The organism is Rhodococcus sp. IEGM 1351 (assembly GCF_030056875.1).
GTDB lineage: Bacteria > Actinomycetota > Actinomycetes > Mycobacteriales > Mycobacteriaceae > Rhodococcus_F > Rhodococcus_F opacus.
On the sequence record NZ_JASHKU010000029.1, the window covers coordinates 48349 to 66224 of the forward strand.

Here is a 17876-nt window from a genome sequence, read left to right on the forward strand (position 1 = left end):
TAGTCAATCCAAGGTTGGAGAAAATGAATCACTACAAAAGCAACGTCCGTGACATCGAGTTCAATCTGTTCGAGGTACTCGGGATCGGTGAACTACTGGATACCGGCGCCTACGGAGACCTCGACACCGACACGGTGCGCAACATTCTTGCGGAGGTCGCGAGGTTGGCCGAAGGCCCGGTCGCCGCTTCCTTCGCCGACGCTGATCGGTACCCTGTCGAATTCGACGCACCCAACCACGCCGTCGTGGTCCCGGAGCCCCTACGTAAGACCGTCGAGGCGGTGAACGAGGCTGGTTGGTCGCGGCTCGGTCTACCAGAGAGTATGGGTGGTGTTCCTGCTCCTGCACCGTTGGTTTGGGCGATCAATGAAATGTTGGTCGCGGCAAACGGATCCGCAAGCTTTTTCAACATGGGTCCGGTGATGGCGAGCGTGCTCTACAGCGTCGGCACCGATCAGCAAAAATATTGGGCCAAAGAAGGATTCGAGCGCGGTTGGGCTGGAACGATGGTGCTGACCGAACCCGACGCCGGATCCGATGTCGGCGCAGGCCGCACGAAGGCGATCGCGCAGGCCGACGGCACGTGGCACATCGAGGGCGTCAAGCGGTTCATCTCCGGCGGCGACGTCGGCGACACTGCCGAGAACCTCTTCCACCTGGTGCTCGCCCGCCCCGAAGGGGCCGGTCCCGGGACCAAAGGATTGAGCCTGTTCTACGTTCCGAAGTTCCACTTCGACTCGGAGACACTTGAACTGGGAGAGCGCAACGGTGTGTACGTCACCGGCGTCGAGCACAAGATGGGCCTCAAGTCGTCCCCGACCTGCGAACTCACCTTCGGGGCAACTGACGTTCCCGCGGTGGGCTGGCTCGTGGGTGATGTGCACAACGGTATCGCCCAAATGTTCCAGGTCATCGAGAATGCCCGGATGATGGTGGGCACCAAGGCTACCGGAACGCTGTCCACCGGCTACCTCAACGCCCTCGCCTACGCCAAAGAACGAATTCAAGGTGCGGACCTCACAGAACTGACAAACAAAACCGCACCCCGCGTGGCCATTACCCACCACCCTGACGTGCGACGCAGCCTGGCGATGCAGAAGGCCTACGCCGAAGGGCTCCGTGCGGTCTACCTCTACACCGCCGCGCACCAGAATACCGATGTCGCCGATTTGGTTTCCGGCGCAGACGCCGAGTTGGCGGCTCGGGTGAACGACCTACTGCTGCCGATCGTCAAAGGTGTCGGCTCCGAGAAGGCCTACGAACTGCTCACCGAGAGCCTGCAGACCCTCGGCGGTTCCGGGTATCTGCAGGACTACCCGATCGAGCAGTACATCCGCGATGCCAAGATCGACACCCTCTACGAGGGCACCACGGCAATCCAGGCGCAGGACTTCTTCTTTCGAAAGATTGCCCGCGACCGTGGCGTTGCACTCGCACATGTGGCCGGTCGGATACGAGAGTTCATCGACAGTGACGCCGGCAACGGTCGACTCAAGGCCGAACGGGTGCTGCTCGAGACCGCGTTGACCGACGTGCAGGAAATGGCCGGGACATTGACTGGCTATCTGATGGCTTCCCAGCAACAGCCGTCCGAACTGTACAAGGTGGGGCTCGGCTCGGTGCGGTTCCTGTACGCAGTGGGGGACCTAGTCATCGCGTGGCGACTGCTGGTGCAGGCCGAAGTCGCGTTGGCAGCCTTGGACCGCGACGCGTCGGCAAAAGACCGGCCGTTCTATCGGGGCAAGGTTGTCATCGCGTCGTACTTCGCCAAGAACATCCTGCCTGTCCTGGCTTCAACGAAGGAGATCCTCGAGACCCTCGACATCGAAATCATGGAGCTAGAGGAAGAGGCGTTCTAGTTGCATGAGGCATGAACATTCGTGACGCGGCACCGGCGTACGCAGCGGGCGGTCGTCCTCCGCGTGTTGAATGCGGTCGGTGCTAATTGTCGTGAACGTTCCACACGCCGACGGCAGTGCGTCATTGCTGCTCGGCGGTGTATTCGCGGGGGTAGAACAGTTCTTCGGCGATGCGGTTGCAGCGTTCGACCTTCCCGTTATATTTCGGTGTGCACGGCCGGATTCGGTAGTGCCGCGCTTCCCCAGGGCGGCACGACTCGGTACCGTCGATCAAATTTGGACCGACAGGTTCCCGAAGAGCTTCCGGCCTTGTGACGCCGATATGTGCCCGCCGAACCGACTCGTCAACCACACGAAGGAGATCATGACCGCCGCCGTCCCCCGCAGCTCACGCGCCGCCCGTCGCGTGTGTACCTCCGCCGACAGCAACGAGAGAACGCAGCGACATGGATCGCGATTGCCTGCCGTGTCGATCACATTGGGGGCGCTGTCCATTGCTTCGTTCTGGGTGATCGGGCTTGGATTCATCTTGGGAGCGGCCGCGATTGTCTGCGGTGCCATCGCGACGTCGCGGTCGGCGGTTGCCGACGACGAGGCCGCATCCTTGCGGGCCCTACTGGGCGTCCTTGCTGGCGTCGCGGGGATCACCGTCTCCGCGATCGCCCTGTTCCCCATGCCGGCGCAGCTGTGAACCGCGAACATGGGCGCGGCATTTCCGGTCGACATCCGGTCTGACCCGCACCACCCTGGCACTGCTGCCCGGCTCACAGCCGACTCCATCGCGACCAAAACGTCGGCCGCTCTGGGCGGAATCATGTCTTCTGAGCTCATCGAGAACCTGGACGACCGCGGTCGCCGGGATACGGAAGTCTTGGCCTCTCGAAGCACGGAGGCGGTCGCGTACGTAGGCGAGCATGGCGAGTTCACGCTCGAGGTCTGCTGCGGTTCGGTTGCCCAGGTTCTCATCCTGCCCCGAGCGGGCGACGATCAGAACTGCACCACATAGCGGATTCGAGGAGCTGCCTGGCAGTGCGACATTCACGGCCACGACAGAGATTTCATAGACGTGCCGTCACCGCGCGTCGACGCCTCATTCATCTGGACCTGTCGTCGGTCGGACGAACCGCCGCCGACCTGTTATCCGGCATCGGGGCCCATACCCTGTCCCTTCGCGGAGGCATTCCGGGCGGGGGGCGACCGGTTTCGGAGCCAAATCCGACCACCGATGCAACCGACACGGATGCAGATCCGGGCTGAGCCTGTGCGGGTTACGTTCGAGGGTCTCGATGGCCTCAGTGACGCGACGCGACAACGTCGTCGTCGAGAAATCCTTCAATCCCCCACTGAAGATGTCGTTGTCGTCGCCGGCGACTATGACCGGCCCCGGTGACGTCGATCAGTGTGGCGGTCGGGATCAGCTCGAGCAGTTCTTTGGCGCCTTCCTCGCTGACCACATCCGATTGCTTGCCACGAACGAGCATCGTGGGCACGGTGATCACCGTGGCGGCGTCCCGAGCGCGTTCGTATCGCACGACAGAGTCGGCTTGGCGAGTGGGTTCGTCGCCCTGGCGAAGGAACTCCGGGTCCCAATGCCAATACCAGCGACCGTGGTGAGGTCGGCGACCAGCGCATCGATGCCGTAGTCCCCGTCCGGTGCCCACTGACTGTCTCCATGCCCACGTGCATCCACAGCGATGGCGGACCAGCCGTCCGCCGCGAGGCTGCGCCCGGTATTCCGCCAGGGAATGCCGGGTCTGCCCGCCGCCGTGCAGCAACAGAACCAAGCCTTTTATGTCGGCCCAGGCGATTTCCTGGATCTGCCCGACCAGGGTGGCCAATCGGATAACGTCGACGTTCGCCAGGATCGACGCAACGAGTGCAGCGATCTGGGTGTCCCCGGGGGGTCCGGGATGACCGACAGTATCTGCGACACCCAGCACAGATCCACGACCGCGGCCATCTTCACCAACGGTGAGAATTGGTTGTACAGCTCCCCCGCCACCTGGTGCGCGCCGTGGGCGTCGGGCGCGGCGACCTTCTGCGGCAACACCGTGAGCTTGCGGAGGATGCCGGGTACGTCGAGAGCGCTTACCCCGGTCGCAACGCCCAGAACCTGATTGACCACCGTCGCCGGTTCAAGCACCGACAGCACAGTCGAGGTCGCCGACAGAGCATCGGCGGGAGTGGATGTCAGCGGGGCGTTTTGGCCGCCGAGGGTGTCGGCTGCGGTCGACAGCTGCGGCAAGTCTTCCGATGCCCCGGCCACCGGTCGACGACCCCGAATCGGCCAGCTTCCGGGGCGGTGTCGGCGATCGTCGTCACGATGGCCAGCACAGCGGACAGGTCGGATGGCCAGGCCTTCGAAAGCACCTCGAAGGGGCTGTGTTGGGGGCCACCCACCAATTCCTAGGAGCTTCTGAACGCATTCGCAATCGTATTCGACGGACGCATCACTTCGACCGGCAGCTAAACCCATGCACCAGAGCCAGATCCACCGAAAATCTGATAGTCCCCCACGTGCTGAGACCGCTCACAGAAAACAGCACCACACCCGCGTCATCACGACGCGTGCGTGGTGCTGTTCGAGCGGAACAGCTCAGTGCGCTATCACCAATTCGCCCTCCGACGGTGCAAGGGCTGCATTCGGCACCACTAACGCCGCGATCACCGCACCGACCACGAATATTCCGGTGCCCCACGTGAAGGTGGCCGTGTAGCTCGCGACGTGGGCCTGCGCCACGGTCAGCGGGCCGGGCTGGTGTGAGGTCAGGTATTCGGTCATCGCTGATGCGGCAACGGTAGTCAGCAGCGCCGTGCTGATCGAGCCACCCACCTGCTGGCTGGTGTTGATGAGCGCCGAGGCGACACCAGCGTCCTCGTGGTGCACACCTGCGGTAGCGCCCTGGAATGCGGTGGTCATCGCGCCACCGAGGCCGATACCCAGCAGGACCAGTCCGGGGAGGACGTCTGTGACGAAGCGGCTGCCCAACTCGAGCTGGGTCAGCCAAGCCATACCGGTTGCGGAGACCAGGAAGCTGCTGCTGATCACGATTTTCGGGCCGACCCTGGGCAGCAGCAGCGAAGGCACCGTGGTCGACGCAAGAACGATGCCCGCAACCATCGGCAGGAACGCCAAACCGCCCTTGATCGGCGAGTAGCCCAAGCTGACGATCAAGTAGAAGGTCAGGAACAGGAAGATCGAGAACATCCCCATACCCATGACGAACACCGCCATGAACGAACCACCGCGGGTGCGGTCCAGCACCAGGCGCAGGGGCAGCAGCGGATGTGCGACCCTCGCCTCCAGCCATACGAACACCGTGAGCAGGACCACGCCGCCGATCAGGAACCCGAGGGTGACCGGGTTGGTCCAGCCGGTTGATTCGGCGTGCGCGAATCCGTAGACGACGGCGAACAGCGCGGCGCTCACTACGACGGTGCCTGGAATGTCGAGCTTGGGCCGCTCGGTGTCCACATGCTTGGCGAGCAGCAGCACCGCACCGACCAGGGCGATGGCGGCGAATCCGACGTTCACGAACATCACCCAGCGCCAGGACGCCCATTCGGTAAGCATGCCGCCGAGTAGCAGACCGATCGCGGCGCCGGCACCGGACAACGCACTGAATATGCCGAAGGCCTTGGCCCTTTCGGATTTTTCGGTGAAGGTCACTGTGAGCAGCGAGAGCGCGGCGGGTGCCAGCAGAGCGCCGAAGACGCCCTGGCCGACACGTGCCGCGACGAGGATCTCGAAGCTACTGGCCGCGCCACCGACGACAGACGCGCCCGCAAAACCGATCAGACCGATCGCGAAGGTGTTGCGTCGGCCAAACAGGTCACCCAGTCGGCCGCCGAGCAGCAGCAGGCTGCCGAAGGCGAGCGCGTACCCGGTGATGACCCACTGCCGGTCGCCGTCGCTGAAACCGAGGTCCTGTTGGGCCGCGGGCAACGCGATGTTCACGACAGTCGCGTCGAGCGTGACCATGAGCTGCGCCACACCCAGCACCACAAGTACCCACCAGCGCACGGCGTGTGAGCCGCGACGGCCTGCTTTACCTGAGGCAGGTGCCCCGATCGTGGTAGTCATTTGTCCCCTTTGTTGCTGGTCATGTACTGATCTTTCGGAAACCGATCTGTTTCCACTTAGAGAAACAGATCGGTTTTCAAAGCGCAAGCCGAGGGGTAGCCTGTCGTCTATGACCAACCCGACAACGTCCTCGTCTATGGCAGACGCTGGTGCTGTCTCCTCGCGCGACCGGTTGCTCGACGCCGCGGCGCAGCTGTTCTACGAACAGGGCGTCCACATCGGCGTCGATAGTCTGTGCCGAGCGGCCGGTGTATCCAAGCGTTCGATGTACCAGCTGTTCGACAGCAAGGATGACCTGGTCGCCGCCAGTCTGCTGGAACGCACGGCACCGGATTATCAGGCTTCGCTGCTGCCAGCCGAAGACGACAACCGTCGCCCGCGAGCACGGATTCTGCATGTCTTCGAACGATTGGAAGACTTAGAGCGGAGACACGACTTCCGCGGATGCCCGTTCGTCGCGGCGGCTGTCCAAGTCAAGGCACCCGAACATCCGGCGAGTGTGGTCGCCCGTCGACAGAAGGACAAGCTGACAGCGTTCTTCCAGCAGGAAGCGGAACGCGGCGGCGCAGACCACCCCGCGCGGTTAGCCCGACAGCTGACTCTCGTATTCGACGGAGCCAGTGCCCGCTCTGTCGTACAGGCACAGCGTCTCGACCGTCTCGCTGTCGAGACCGCCGGCACACTGCTCGATGCCGCCGGCATCAGCGATCCCCCGGCCTGATCAGCGCTATACACAAGACTTCCGGGCGTACTCCGGCAGCCTGCGGGGGTGATCCGGCGGAGGCTGTCGCGAAGGCTTCAGACGCCCGAATCCATATTCCCGTGGGCGCACATCGGCCTCCGTGCAAATGCCGAAATGGGGCATCATTGCCAGAGGGATATCGCTGACGCGTGAAGAGGTCGGCGGTGACGAACTCGTTGACCGTCAACCTGATCGGAGCTCTGGCTGTACCCGTCTCGAGAATTGTGCGCATAGTGGCGAGCGAGAGGTCGTCCGCGGCGCCGGTTTCCTTGATCTAAGCTACCGAGACCGCGAGGAGCAGGTGGTAACCCCTGATCGAGGATCGGGCGCGCCCTGCGCGGCCATGAGAGCGGTCCACTGAAAGCGCTGAAGTAGTGTTTCCAGTGCCCGCATCCACTGTCGTAGCGCCTCATCGGTATCCGTGACCAAAGGCCAACCTCGAGCAGGGCCAACCCGTCATCGTCCAGGATGTCCGTCACCGACAAGTCAGCGCGTTCGAGGATCAGCGCCCACGTATTCGAGAGAGCTCCCCAACCGCGGCTCCAGACTGGGCAATCAGCGGAATCGTCCGCGCCAACCGATGCACACCGTTCACAAACGCACATACTCGGGAAATTGCGTTGTGCAGTGCGGCAACCGACTCGGTATCATTGTCACTGGTGGGCGCGGTTTCGCTCGGTCGTGGGCCGTCCCCCCTCCTGTGCCCTTCCTCGATCTGCCATTCGACGAGTGCGTCGATCTCGTCGATGATGCGTTGTTCGCGGTTGCGGGCGGGGTTGTGTTCGGTCATGCGGGATACTCTCTGATAGTCGCTGTGCAATGATCGCCGCGTTACGCCGGATTGGAGCGTCGAGTGCAGTGCCCCCGGATCTGGATCTCTACGCCGTTGAATGCGGCGGTGCCCGAGAGCGAATCAATTCCGCCTGTGTCGATCTTCTCGTCAAGGCGTGCATCGAAGAATGTCCAGTCGACTGCATTCACGAAGGCAATCGCGTGATGTATCTACCCTGACGAGTGCGTCGATTGCGCTGCATGCGAGCCTGTATGCCCGGTCGAGGCCATCTATCCGGCCGAAGACGTACCCGCCCAGTGAGCCGCCTACATGGAGGCCAACGCCGAGTCCTCCGAGGAGGTCGAACCCTCCTGTGGTGCAGCGCATTCGGAAAACACGACGGTGATTCCCGCTTGGTCGAGGCGCTCTCGGCGCACGAGGTGTAAAGACGCCGATTCACGGCGTGCGGGTGCTGTCACACTCGACCCGCTCATCGGTCACTTTCCATGAAAAAACTCGGTGACAGCGATCTGCAGTAGCAGTTGCAACTCCCCGAGGGAGAGCAGATCGAAATCGGGGAGTCAGTCGAGTCATCAGCGCGTATGCACATGCGATCACGGCTTCACGCGTTGTTGTTCTTCTTCTGTTTGAATGCCGTCACCGCCGACACCACCAGCGTCGAGGGGTTGGCATGGTCCGGGAAACGCGACTGCATATGTGCGACGAGTTCGCGCGCGTGCGCAAGTTCGTCGACGTTGGACACGAATTCCTGCAGGTAGTACCGCGTTTCGTCGATGCACTCGGCCAGGTCGTCGAGTTCGGGGCGCTTGTGTCCGGCGACCACCGTGGTGGGGTTCAACGAGGCGAGGTAGTCGACGCTGGAAATCCAGTTCGGCCAGTCGTTCCGGTTGGTCATCGCCAGCATGGGATTGACGCCGTTGTAGACGACGTCTCCGGCGATCACCGCCTGCAGGGTCGGGATATGGATGATCGCGGTGGGTGAGGTGTCGGCTTGCTCGATCTCGATGGCCAGCACTTCCGTGCCATCGACGGTGAGGACCAGGTTGTCGAGCGGTTCGGGTACCGCGGTGTTGTCGAGGGCCTGTCCCCCGAAGAAATCGCGGACGTAGGCGCGATCACTCTCGAGGTTGGTCGCGATGGATTTCGCCACGGACGGTACTGCGACGGCGCGGGCTTCAGGGAATCGGTTCAGCAGCCGCTCGAGGCCGAAGTAGTGGTCGAAGTGGCCGTGGGTGAGGAAGACCGCGGTCAGCTGTTTGCCGGAGTCCTCGATCTGCTCTATCACCTCGTCGACGTCGGTGGGCAGGAACTGGGTGTCGACGAGTATGGCTTCGGTCGGCCCGGTGATCAGGGTGGAGGTAGTGGGTGAGAACCAGCCGCCTCCGGGCAGTTCGAACGCTTGGCAGGTATAGACGTCGATCGCGAGGTCGCTCATGCGGATTCGCCTCCATTGATTACGACGCGCGACGGGTCGACGACCTGCACCGCGCCTTCCCGCCAGATGGTGTGTGTTTGGTATGTCATCAGTCGTGCTTTCTGTGAGTTCTTGCGTGGGCAGGGTTGGTGATGCGCGCTAGTTCATTGGGCTGGAAGTTGTGATGGCCAAAGCATAGGTTTCAGGCCGCTCATCCGATTTCACCTGCATGGATCGCCTCGGCCAGCGAATGAACACGGCTGAGATGATGGGCGCCGTAGAAGTCGGCCTCGGTCAGGCGCTGCTGGTCGGCGGTGGACATTTCGGGGTGGGCGAGCGCAGCCGCGACGATGCGGCCATGCATCCAAGCGCCGACGAGAAGGCTCAGAATCGTCAGATAGTCAACCGATGCGGCGTAGGCGTCACGAGGATTTGTTGCCGCGTGCGACAGGAGTGTTTCGGTGGTGTCACGCACGGTATGCAGGGCGCGATCGAGTCGTTCCGCCGTACGGGCCGCCACCGGGTGCTCGATCACCCGCAGAATCCCGACGCTGGAGTCGATCCGATCGAAGAAGCGTCGCGCAGTCGCTCCGCCGTCGCGAATGAGCTTGCGGCCGAGCAGATCGTTGGACTGGATCGCGGTAGTGCCCTCGTAGATCGGCATGATCCGAGCATCGCGATAGTGCTGCGCCGCACCGGCTTCTTCGATGAAACCCAAGCCGCCGTATACCTGGAGTCCGTCGGAGGCGATGCGCACGGCTTCCTCGGTGAACCAGGCCTTGAGGATCGGCACACAGAATTCTGCCAGCTCCGCGGCGTCGGTCGAGTCGGTGCGCTGCCAGCGGTCGAACCACTCGGCCACCTGCATCGAGAAGGCGCGCATCGCCGAAATGGAACTCGACATCGACGTGAGCAGGCGAGCAACGTCGGGATGCTCGGCGATGGGGGTACCCGACGGGCGTCCGACGACTGTGCCCTGCACTCGCTGCTGGGCATAGTCGCGAGCCTGCTGGTAGGCGAGGTCCGCCAGTCCAAGCCCCTGCAGACCGATGCCGATGCGGGCGGTGTTCATCATGACGAACATCGCCGAGAGGCCGCGGTGCAGGTCTCCGACGAGATAGCCTGTCGCGTCGACATAATCCAGCACACAGGTTGGACTGGAATGGAGGCCGAGCTTGTGCTCCAGGGAGAGAGTGGTGACGCGGTTACGTTCACCGATACCGCCTCGGCCCTCGGGGAGGAACTTCGGCACCACGAACAGCGACAGCCCGGCCAGTCCCGCGGGAGAATCCGGGGTACGTGCGAGAACTAGGTGCACGATGTTCTCTGTGAGGTCGTGATCTCCCCAGGTGATGAAGATCTTCTGCCCTGTGACTGCCCACGTACCGTCCTCGTTGGGACGGGCGATTGTGCGGATCGCGGACAGATCCGTACCGGCATCCGACTCCGTCAGGTTCATCGTGCCCGTCCATTCGCCGGACACCATCTTCGCGAGAAACACGTCCTTCAGTTCCGGGCGCGCGGCCGAGTGCAGCGCCGCGGCCGCACCGGTCGACAACAGCCAGCACACCGAGAACGCGGGATTAGCTGCGGACCACAACTCCGAGACCGCGTTATAAAGGAGGAATGGCGCACCTCCGCCGTCTATCGCGGGATCGAGGCCGAACCCGACCCACCCGGCCTCGGCGAAGGAACGGTAGGCCTGCTTGTACCCGACCGGGGTCGTCACAGCACTATCGGCGAGCACGCTGCCCGCACGATCACCGACAGTATTGAGCGGATGCAATATTTCGATGGCGAAATCCGCTGCCGTAGTGAGCACTGCAGCCGCGTCGGCGGCTTTGATTTCGCCGTTTGTCACGGTCTCGAGAATGTCTGTGCCGAGGACCTCGGTGTAGAGGAAGTCGTATTGAGCAAGTGGTGCTATGTACACGGCAGTGGTCCTTCTAGAATGTGAGGCCGATGGTTGTGCTCAGACCGCCGTCGAGCGGAATGACCGCACCGACCACGTAATTCGAGGCACGAGAACTCAGGAAGATCGCGGTCGCAGCGATGTCGGGGGGCTCGCCGATCCGGCCGGCCGGGGAGGCGTCTTTCAGCTTATCACCGACGTCCGTCAACATCGCGGCCGTCATTTTCGACGGGAACGGCCCGGGCGCAATGGCATTGACCAGAATCGATGGCGCCAGTTCCGCGGCCATGTGGCGAGTGAGGTGGTGGATGGCGGCCTTGGACGCCGAGTAGGAGAAATTGCTGACGCCCGGCACTGCAAGCCCGTCGATCGAGCCGATGTTGATCACGCGGGCAGGGTCGTCTTGGTTGGACGCCTTCTCCAGAAGCGGGCGCGCCATCTTGGTCAATGTGAAGGGAGCCTTGACGTTGGCGGCGAGCACCCTGTCCCACGCGGAGTCGGGGAACTCGTCGAAGGGCGCACCCCAGGTTGCGCCGGCGTTGTTGACCAGCACGTGAAGGCTCGGCTCCCGTGCCCCGAGGGCGTCGATCAGCGCCGCACACTGTTCCTCGCTGGTGACGTCGCACGGAATGGCATGCACCTCACCGTGTTCCGAGAGGCGCTTCGCTGCCTCGGCACACGCGGCTTCTTTACGGGAAGAGATGTACACGCGGGCGCCGGCCCGGAGATACCCTTCGGCGATCATGTAGCCGATGCCGCGAGTACCCCCGGTGACCAGAACCGTCTTACCTGACACCGCGAACAGTTCGGGGAACATGACGTCCTTTCCGAGACGTGAGGTGGGGCGACGCATACACCCATCCGGCAGAAGAAGAGACCGCTCGCGATCGGGGGCCAAGTGTGAGCCTGATAGCGGACCGACCAGAAAGTACCACCACCGGCAACCTTAATGCAACTTGTTGCATAATGTAGGTCTGAGGTCGATGATCATTTGGTCCGCTGCACTCCGTCGGGACTGCAAGCCGAGCGCCGTAGTGCGCACCTAACTGGGAGAAGCGAAGATGACTGGGGTGAACCGTCTTTCGATGGCAGGACCGTCCGAGGCCGAGTTGCAATCGGCAGGCCTCCGATTCACACAGAGCGGACCGATAGCCGAAATCACGCTGTGCAGACCTGAACGACGCAATACACAGAGCCCGGCAATGTGGCGAGCACTCGCCGCGTTGGGGCAGACGATGCCGACTGACATTCGCGTTGTCATCGTTCGCGCTGAAGGGCGTAGTTTTTCGGCCGGTTTGGATCGATCGATGCTGAAAGACCCTGCCTCGCCGCACGAGGCTGCCGACGGCGAGACCATTTCCGGCCTACTCGACGGTTCCGACATGACCGTCGCGCGCACCATACGTGAATATCAAGACGGCTTCCTGTTCCTGCGTAACTCGAACTTCATCTCGATCGCCGCCGTCCAGGGACACGCAGTCGGTGCCGGCTTCCAGCTCGCACTCGCGTGCGATCTTCGGGTGGTGGCCGAGGACGCAACATTCTGCATGAAGGAGGTCGCACTCGGGCTGGTGCCCGACCTGACCGGGCTCACACCCCTGGTCCGGCAAGTTGGATACGGCCGCGCACTCGAAATCTGCGTCACTGCACGCAATGTTGTTGCCAAGGAGGCGCTCTCACTGGGACTTGCACACAGCGTGGTACCTGTCAACGATCTCGAAAGCGAAACTCGGGCCATGGCTCACACTCTCCTGCAGGCAGACACCGCCGCCGCGCGAGAGGTCAAGCAGCTGGTGCAGTCGGCCGAGGTCTTGCATGTCGAGCATCAGCGGCAGCTCGAAGCTGCGGCCCAGACGCGTTTGCTGCGCGCGCGCAGCGCTACGGCGGACGGCTCCGACCGAGGGTTCTGAACCGATATCCCGACACATCTGTCGTGTTCGAACAGTGGATCACCATAATTCGCCGCATAGCCGTCACCACGCGAAGAGCACCTTGCCGACGCGGTCGGCCTGGGTGGCATGGATCAGGGCGTCCTGGTACTTCTCGAGCGGGTAGGCGGCCGCGATGGGGACCCGCAAGGTGCCGTCGGTGACGAGGGCGGCGAGCCGGGCATAGGCGGCGGTGAACTCCTCGCGAGGCGCTGTGTCGAGCCAGCCCTTTTGCCAGAAGCCCCGGACATGAAGATCGCGGAAGATGAGGTCGCCAGGTCGGACGACGACCGGGGCGCCGCTCATTCCTCCGTAGCTGACGAGGGTGCCCCCATGGACGAGCCAAGGAGCGAGTTCCGCGACCACGTCCCCGGCTGTCGCGTCCAGCAGGAGTGAGATCCGCTCGTCCCCGAGCGCCGTCTTCAGTTGCACACCGAGATCCGGTCCACTGACGACGACGGCGTCGGCGCCCAACTCCAGCAGCTCCGCGGCGACTTCGGGGCGGCGCACTACATTGAGAGTGCGGTAGCCGGTCTGCTTGGCCAGGGTGATGACGTAGCGGCCCACAGCAGAATTACCGGCGGTTTGTCCGACCCATCCGCCCAGCGGGACATCGACGAAGCGACGGAGCAGGAGGTCGGCCGTCACAGGGTTGACGCCGAGCATCGCCAGCTGAAGGACATCGGCCGCCGGATCGACCGCAATGGCGTCGTCCTCGTCGATCGCGATCTGGTCCTGCCACGTGGCGTGCTTCAGGGTAGGGATTATCAGGACCCGCTCGCCGATGCGGGCAGGATCGACGGCAGCGCCAACGGCGACGATTCGACCGACGCCTTCTGTGCCCAGCGCTGCGGGCAGGGTCGGGCGATGCCCATAGAGACCTCTGATGAGAAGCACGTCGGATGGGTTGATGGGGGCGGCTTCCAACGCCACGAGCACCTGTCCTGCTCCGGGTTCGGGAGTCTCCGACTCGATCAGCTCCGGAGCCGTGCTCGGCTTCCCGAATGCCCGCATGTGCAACTTCTTCATCGTGACCTCCGGTCAATGGTCGAAAGACCAAGTAGCGTGTTCATTCCCGCGGCATCGTGCGCATCACCTAGGTCGAGCGCACGCTTCTCGTGCCCGTATCCCCTTTGGTCAGAGGGCTGCTGCGTAGGCGGCCCGTAGCGAGACCTTGTCGATCTTGCCGACGGCGTTCTTGGGGATGGCGTCAATCACGAAGAACGAGGTCGGCTGCTTGTAGCCGCTGAGGTGTTGCTCAGTCAGCGCAGTCAGCGTCGCAGGATCGACGCTGACGCCGGCTCGCGGTTGGACGTAGGCGACGACCACCTCTCCCCATTTGTCGTCGGGTACACCGATAACGGCCGCCTCCAGGACAGACGGGTCAGCCGTCAGGACGTCCTCGATCTCCTTGGGGTAGATGTTCTCGCCACCACGAATGATCATTTCCTTCAATCGAGCGACCAGGAACAGGTAGCCGTCCGCGTCGAGGTAGCCGACATCGCCTGTGTGCAACCAGCCATCCACGATCGTCTTCGCCGTCTCCTCCGGCCGACCGAGATAGCCAGACATGACATTGCGGCCACGCACGATGACCTCACCAATCGTGCCGGGCTCGAGCGCCGTGCCCACCTCGTCGATGATTCGGATCTCTTGACCCGGGAGGGGACGCCCCACGCTGCCGAGTCGCGGAGCCGCGAGGGGGTTGATGGTAGAGACGCACGTTCCTTCGGACAGCCCGTAGCCCTCGATGAGGCGGAACCCGAACCTCGCTTCGAAGCGGGTCAGCAACTCGGGCGAAGCGGGTGCGGCACCGCAAAGCCCGTACCGCAAGGACGATGTGACGGGTCGAACGCCGGCCGGCAGCGCATCGAGCATGTTGTAGATCGTGGGCACCGCACTGAAGTAGGTAGGACGCTCCTGCTCCACGAAGTCGAAGAAGGTCTTGGGATCGAACCGGTCGGCGATGGCGACACTGCCGCCTGCGCGCAGCGGCGTGAGTACATTGATCATGATGCCGAAGACATGGAAGAGCGGCAGAATAAGCAAGCAGCGGTCCGCCGGGCCCACCTCGAGCCACTGGCATGCCATGTCCGTCATTGCGTCGATGTTGGAGTGGGCGAGCATCACTCCTTTCGGTACACCCGTCGTGCCGCTGGTGTAGATCAAGAGAGCCAGCGCGGACGGGTCCAGTTGTGGTGCCGGATCCGGCCCCATCCCCTCTGAGTACAGGTCGTCGACGGCGAGCGTGGCGACGCCCGCCACTGTCGAACCGTCCTCGACGACAATAAGACGTGCGCCCGAATCGTGCAGCTGTCGTGCGACCTCGCCGTCGGTAAGGCTCGGATTGACCGGGGTCACGACGGCGCCGAGCCGCCAGGCCGCGAACAACAGGAGCACGAACTCGATGCGATTCGTCAGCGCGACCGCCACGACATCACCAGACCCGATTCCGAGGTCGGAAAGATGACGGGCCGCGGCCCGGACTCGGGTCAGCAGCTGGGCATTGGTGAGCGACTGGCGCCCATCGGATACCGCCGGCCCATCCGGGCTCGATTCGGCGAGACGGTCGGGCAGAGACGCGAAGTTCATGGCAAGGCCACCTAACCTGGTGTGCGAGTGTGATCTAGGTCGGAAACGCTGCGTATTAGACGTATTCCGTCGGCGGCAGGGCGGAGCCGCCCACTCCTCCATGGAACCCCCGGACGACGGAATCGGTTTAGGCACAGTTGGGGCGCTGTCGCCGCCTGCGGTGACCCGATTCTCCGACCGCCTTGGAGGTCCACCGCAGGTGGCGTGGTGGGGACGCACACAAACCTACGAACGCGCGCGCGGCGACGCATAGGACGATTGCGCCGCACTCAGGTATGGGTGTGCCACCGCTGGTGAGCGAGTACCCGTCAGGCGGCACTTCGGTGCGAACCGCGCCGCTGCGCGTGGATGTGTGCTGCTGTTGACATTTGACCACAACGAATAGACGATTCAGTCCAGTCGCCGCCACCGACGTCTCCGGCGCGAACTCTCCACGGACAAGGAGCCATTCATGAGTCAAGACCACAAGCCCGGTGAGGTCACCCTCGAGAGAGACGGCAACATCGCGATCATCACGGTCGAAAACGAATCCAAGATGAACTCCTACACGCCGGACATGATGCGCCAGCTCGCCCAGCGTCTGACCACATTCGACGAGGACGACTCCCTGTGGGTCGCGGTGTTCCGCTCCGCCGGGAAAAACACCACCGCAGGCTTGGACTTGCCGAAGTTCTTCGGTCCTGGAGCAGACGCGGACATCGACCCGACTCTGGTCGATCCGTTCGCTCTGGGGCGGCGGGCAACCAAGCCGATCGTGGCCGTGGTTCAGGGCATCACCCTCACCGTCGGCATCGAGATGATGCTTGCCGCCGACATCGTGGTTGCCGCCGACACCGCGCAGTTCCAGCAGCTCGAGGTCGCCCGCGGCCTCGCACCCCTCGGTGGCGCCCATTTCCGCTACCTGACCCGGACCGGCTGGGGCAATTCGATGTACCACCTGCTCCGGGCCGACAAGTTCGACGCCCAGCGCGCCCTCGACCTCGGTTTCGTCCAAGAAGTCGTGCCTTTCGGCCAGCACATCGAGCGCGGGATCGAACTGGCCCGTGAAATCTGCGCTAATGCCCCACTCGGCGTTCGAGCCACCAAGGCGTCCGCCCTGAAGTACCTCGAACAGGGCGAGTCCGCCGCCATCGCCGCGATCGACGACGTGAAGGGCGCCGTCTTCGACAGCCACGACTTCCAGGAAGGAATCCAGTCGTTCGTCGAGCGCCGCCAGGCCTACTTTCAGGGCAAGTAGTCGCAGCGCGAACGACCCGAACTCCATTACCACCCAACCAGTTCGCCGAAGATGTAAGGAAATTGACATGAGTTGCAACCTGTTTTCCGTGGCCGGTAAGAGCGGGAACCCGACATGACGAATCTGCGCTTCGACTACACCGGCCGCACCGTGATCGTGACCGGCGCCGGACAGGGGATCGGCAAGGAGATCGGCGCGCTGTTCTTCGGCGCCGGCGCCGACGTGTTCCTCGTCGATCTCGACAAGGAAGCCCTCGACCAGGCCGTCAGTGAGATCGCCGCCCGCAGCGTGGTCGCCGACGTGAGCGACACCGACGCGGTTCAGCAGATCGTCGACGCGGCGGTGTCCGAGACCGGGCGTCTCGACGTGGTCGTCAACAACGCCGGCATCCTGCGCGACAACATGCTGTGGAAGCTGACCGACGATGACTTCGAGAGAGTTCTCGCGGTCCACGCCGGAGGCACGTTCCGGATGACCCGCGCGGCTGTCCCCCAATTCCGCGCCCAGAACTACGGCCGGGTCATCAACGTGACCTCCTACACCGGTCTGCACGGCAATATTGGACAGTCCAATTACGCCACGGCCAAGGCAGGGATCATCGGCTTCACGAAGACTGCCGCCAAGGAACTGGCGGGCTTCGGCGTCACGGTCAACGCGATCTCCCCCAACGCCGACACTCGCATGATCGCCGGCATCCCAGAAGCCAAGAAGGCCGAAATCGCACGGCAGATCCCCGCGGGACGCTTCGCCCCACCCAGTGAAATGGCCGCGGCGGTCGCCTTCCTTGCATCCGAGGAAGCCGCATATATCACGGGCACCGTGCTGCCTGTCGACGGCGGGATCTCGATGTGACCACGACATTCAGCTCGCTCGACGACATCCGCGTAGCGGTCGGCACCGACCTCGGCAGCAGCCGCTGGTTTGAGCTCACCCAGGACCGCATCAACAGTTTCGCCGACACCACCGAGGATCGCCAGTGGATCCACGTCGATCCCGAGCGAGCCGCCGGTGGTCCGTTCGGGACGACCGTGGCCCACGGCTTCCTCACCCTGTCCCTGGTCGCCGCCATAATCGGCGATGTCATCCAAACCCACTGGGCCACCGCGGGGATCAACTACGGCCTCAACAAGGTCCGGTTCCCCGCCCCCGCACCGGTTGGCAGCCGTGTGCGAGGACATATCCGGCTACTGGAAGTCACCGACATTTCCGGTGGCGTCCAGATGATCAGCCAGGTCACCATCGAGCGCGAAGGATCGGACCGGCCGGTGTGCGTAGCCGAGTCGGTGACCAGAATCCTCGCCTGAACCGTCCAGAT

At 63.4% G+C, this 17876-nt stretch carries 15 protein-coding genes and 1 pseudogene; 8 read left to right on the forward strand and 8 right to left on the reverse strand.

Features of this window, described 5'->3' with window-relative positions; all coding sequences use genetic code 11:
• Positions 1-23 precede the first annotated feature (23 nt).
• Both QM806_RS34565 and QM806_RS41915 read left to right on the forward strand, forming a co-directional pair.
• Entirely contained in the window at positions 24-1859 is a 1836-nt protein-coding gene (locus QM806_RS34565; RefSeq protein WP_120660793.1) for an acyl-CoA dehydrogenase, read from the forward strand.
• Positions 1860-1938: 79 nt separating this feature from the next.
• Positions 1939-2550: a hypothetical protein gene (locus QM806_RS41915; protein WP_375154203.1), complete on the forward strand. Its 612-nt coding sequence runs from the start codon at positions 1939-1941 to the stop codon at positions 2548-2550.
• 601 nt (positions 2551-3151) lie between these two features.
• Here QM806_RS41915 and QM806_RS34575 read toward each other — a convergent pair.
• Entirely contained in the window at positions 3152-3697 is a 546-nt protein-coding gene (locus tag QM806_RS34575; protein ID WP_502943933.1) for an alpha/beta fold hydrolase, read from the reverse strand.
• Between the two features lie 758 nt (positions 3698-4455).
• A complete protein-coding gene (locus QM806_RS34580; protein ID WP_037206655.1) occupies positions 4456-5943 on the reverse strand; it encodes an MFS transporter in 1488 nt (495 codons plus the stop codon).
• Positions 5944-6115: 172 nt separating this feature from the next.
• Between QM806_RS34580 and QM806_RS34585 the strand changes: the two genes are divergently transcribed.
• The gene (locus tag QM806_RS34585) at positions 6116-6664 is read left to right on the forward strand and encodes a TetR/AcrR family transcriptional regulator (protein WP_206031521.1); all 549 of its coding nucleotides are present in this window, start codon (positions 6116-6118) and stop codon (positions 6662-6664) included.
• A gap of 523 nt (positions 6665-7187) precedes the next feature.
• Here QM806_RS34585 and QM806_RS34590 read toward each other — a convergent pair.
• The gene (locus tag QM806_RS34590; protein ID WP_133984314.1) at positions 7188-7475 is read right to left on the reverse strand and encodes a hypothetical protein; all 288 of its coding nucleotides are present in this window, start codon (positions 7473-7475) and stop codon (positions 7188-7190) included.
• 122 nt (positions 7476-7597) lie between these two features.
• On the opposite strand from QM806_RS34590, the pseudogene QM806_RS41920 reads away from it, so the two are divergent.
• A pseudogene (locus tag QM806_RS41920) lies at positions 7598-7967 on the forward strand (ferredoxin family protein).
• A gap of 112 nt (positions 7968-8079) precedes the next feature.
• Here QM806_RS41920 and QM806_RS34600 read toward each other — a convergent pair.
• From QM806_RS34600 to QM806_RS34610, 3 genes are all read right to left on the reverse strand, one after another.
• Positions 8080-8913: an MBL fold metallo-hydrolase gene (locus QM806_RS34600; protein ID WP_005263069.1), complete on the reverse strand. Its 834-nt coding sequence runs from the start codon at positions 8911-8913 to the stop codon at positions 8080-8082.
• 190 nt (positions 8914-9103) lie between these two features.
• Positions 9104-10825 carry an acyl-CoA dehydrogenase family protein gene (locus QM806_RS34605; RefSeq protein WP_133984316.1) on the reverse strand — a complete coding sequence of 574 codons (1722 nt, stop codon included), beginning with the start codon at positions 10823-10825 and terminating at the stop codon, positions 9104-9106.
• Positions 10826-10838: 13 nt separating this feature from the next.
• The gene (locus tag QM806_RS34610; RefSeq protein WP_120660788.1) at positions 10839-11621 is read right to left on the reverse strand and encodes an SDR family oxidoreductase; all 783 of its coding nucleotides are present in this window, start codon (positions 11619-11621) and stop codon (positions 10839-10841) included.
• Between the two features lie 268 nt (positions 11622-11889).
• Between QM806_RS34610 and QM806_RS34615 the strand changes: the two genes are divergently transcribed.
• On the forward strand, positions 11890-12714 hold the full coding sequence (locus QM806_RS34615; RefSeq protein WP_037206660.1) for an enoyl-CoA hydratase/isomerase family protein: 825 nt from the start codon (positions 11890-11892) through the stop codon (positions 12712-12714).
• Positions 12715-12777: 63 nt separating this feature from the next.
• On the opposite strand, the gene QM806_RS34620 is transcribed toward QM806_RS34615, so the two are convergent.
• Complete coding sequence (locus QM806_RS34620) at positions 12778-13761, reverse strand: zinc-dependent alcohol dehydrogenase family protein (RefSeq protein ID WP_005263078.1); 984 nt, start codon at positions 13759-13761, stop codon at positions 12778-12780.
• Between the two features lie 108 nt (positions 13762-13869).
• Positions 13870-15324: a class I adenylate-forming enzyme family protein gene (locus QM806_RS34625; RefSeq protein ID WP_133984318.1), complete on the reverse strand. Its 1455-nt coding sequence runs from the start codon at positions 15322-15324 to the stop codon at positions 13870-13872.
• A gap of 451 nt (positions 15325-15775) precedes the next feature.
• On the opposite strand from QM806_RS34625, the gene QM806_RS34630 reads away from it, so the two are divergent.
• From QM806_RS34630 to QM806_RS34640, 3 genes are all read left to right on the forward strand, one after another.
• A complete protein-coding gene (locus QM806_RS34630; RefSeq protein ID WP_005263081.1) occupies positions 15776-16561 on the forward strand; it encodes a crotonase/enoyl-CoA hydratase family protein in 786 nt (261 codons plus the stop codon).
• A 114-nt stretch (positions 16562-16675) separates the two neighbouring features.
• A complete protein-coding gene (locus QM806_RS34635) occupies positions 16676-17413 on the forward strand; it encodes an SDR family oxidoreductase (RefSeq protein ID WP_005263083.1) in 738 nt (245 codons plus the stop codon).
• Positions 17410-17865: a MaoC family dehydratase gene (locus tag QM806_RS34640; protein WP_133984320.1), complete on the forward strand. Its 456-nt coding sequence runs from the start codon at positions 17410-17412 to the stop codon at positions 17863-17865. The genes QM806_RS34635 and QM806_RS34640 overlap by 4 nt, the downstream gene beginning before the upstream one ends.
• Positions 17866-17876: the final 11 nt, after the last annotated feature.

Excerpts from the sequence above, each read along its gene's own strand:
- QM806_RS34565 (WP_120660793.1), top strand. The coding sequence starts at position 24 with ATGAATCACTACAAAAGCAACGTCCGTGACATCGAGTTCAATCTGTTC.
- QM806_RS34600 (WP_005263069.1), bottom strand. The coding sequence starts at position 8,913 with ATGAGCGACCTCGCGATCGACGTCTATACCTGCCAAGCGTTCGAACTG.
- QM806_RS34625 (WP_133984318.1), bottom strand. The coding sequence starts at position 15,324 with ATGAACTTCGCGTCTCTGCCCGACCGTCTCGCCGAATCGAGCCCGGAT.
- QM806_RS34590 (WP_133984314.1), bottom strand. The coding sequence starts at position 7,475 with ATGACCGAACACAACCCCGCCCGCAACCGCGAACAACGCATCATCGAC.
- QM806_RS34620 (WP_005263078.1), bottom strand. The coding sequence starts at position 13,761 with ATGAAGAAGTTGCACATGCGGGCATTCGGGAAGCCGAGCACGGCTCCG.
- QM806_RS34580 (WP_037206655.1), bottom strand. The coding sequence starts at position 5,943 with ATGACTACCACGATCGGGGCACCTGCCTCAGGTAAAGCAGGCCGTCGC.
- QM806_RS34630 (WP_005263081.1), top strand. The coding sequence starts at position 15,776 with ATGAGTCAAGACCACAAGCCCGGTGAGGTCACCCTCGAGAGAGACGGC.
- QM806_RS34610 (WP_120660788.1), bottom strand. The coding sequence starts at position 11,621 with ATGTTCCCCGAACTGTTCGCGGTGTCAGGTAAGACGGTTCTGGTCACC.
- QM806_RS34615 (WP_037206660.1), top strand. The coding sequence starts at position 11,890 with ATGGCAGGACCGTCCGAGGCCGAGTTGCAATCGGCAGGCCTCCGATTC.
- QM806_RS34635 (WP_005263083.1), top strand. The coding sequence starts at position 16,676 with ATGACGAATCTGCGCTTCGACTACACCGGCCGCACCGTGATCGTGACC.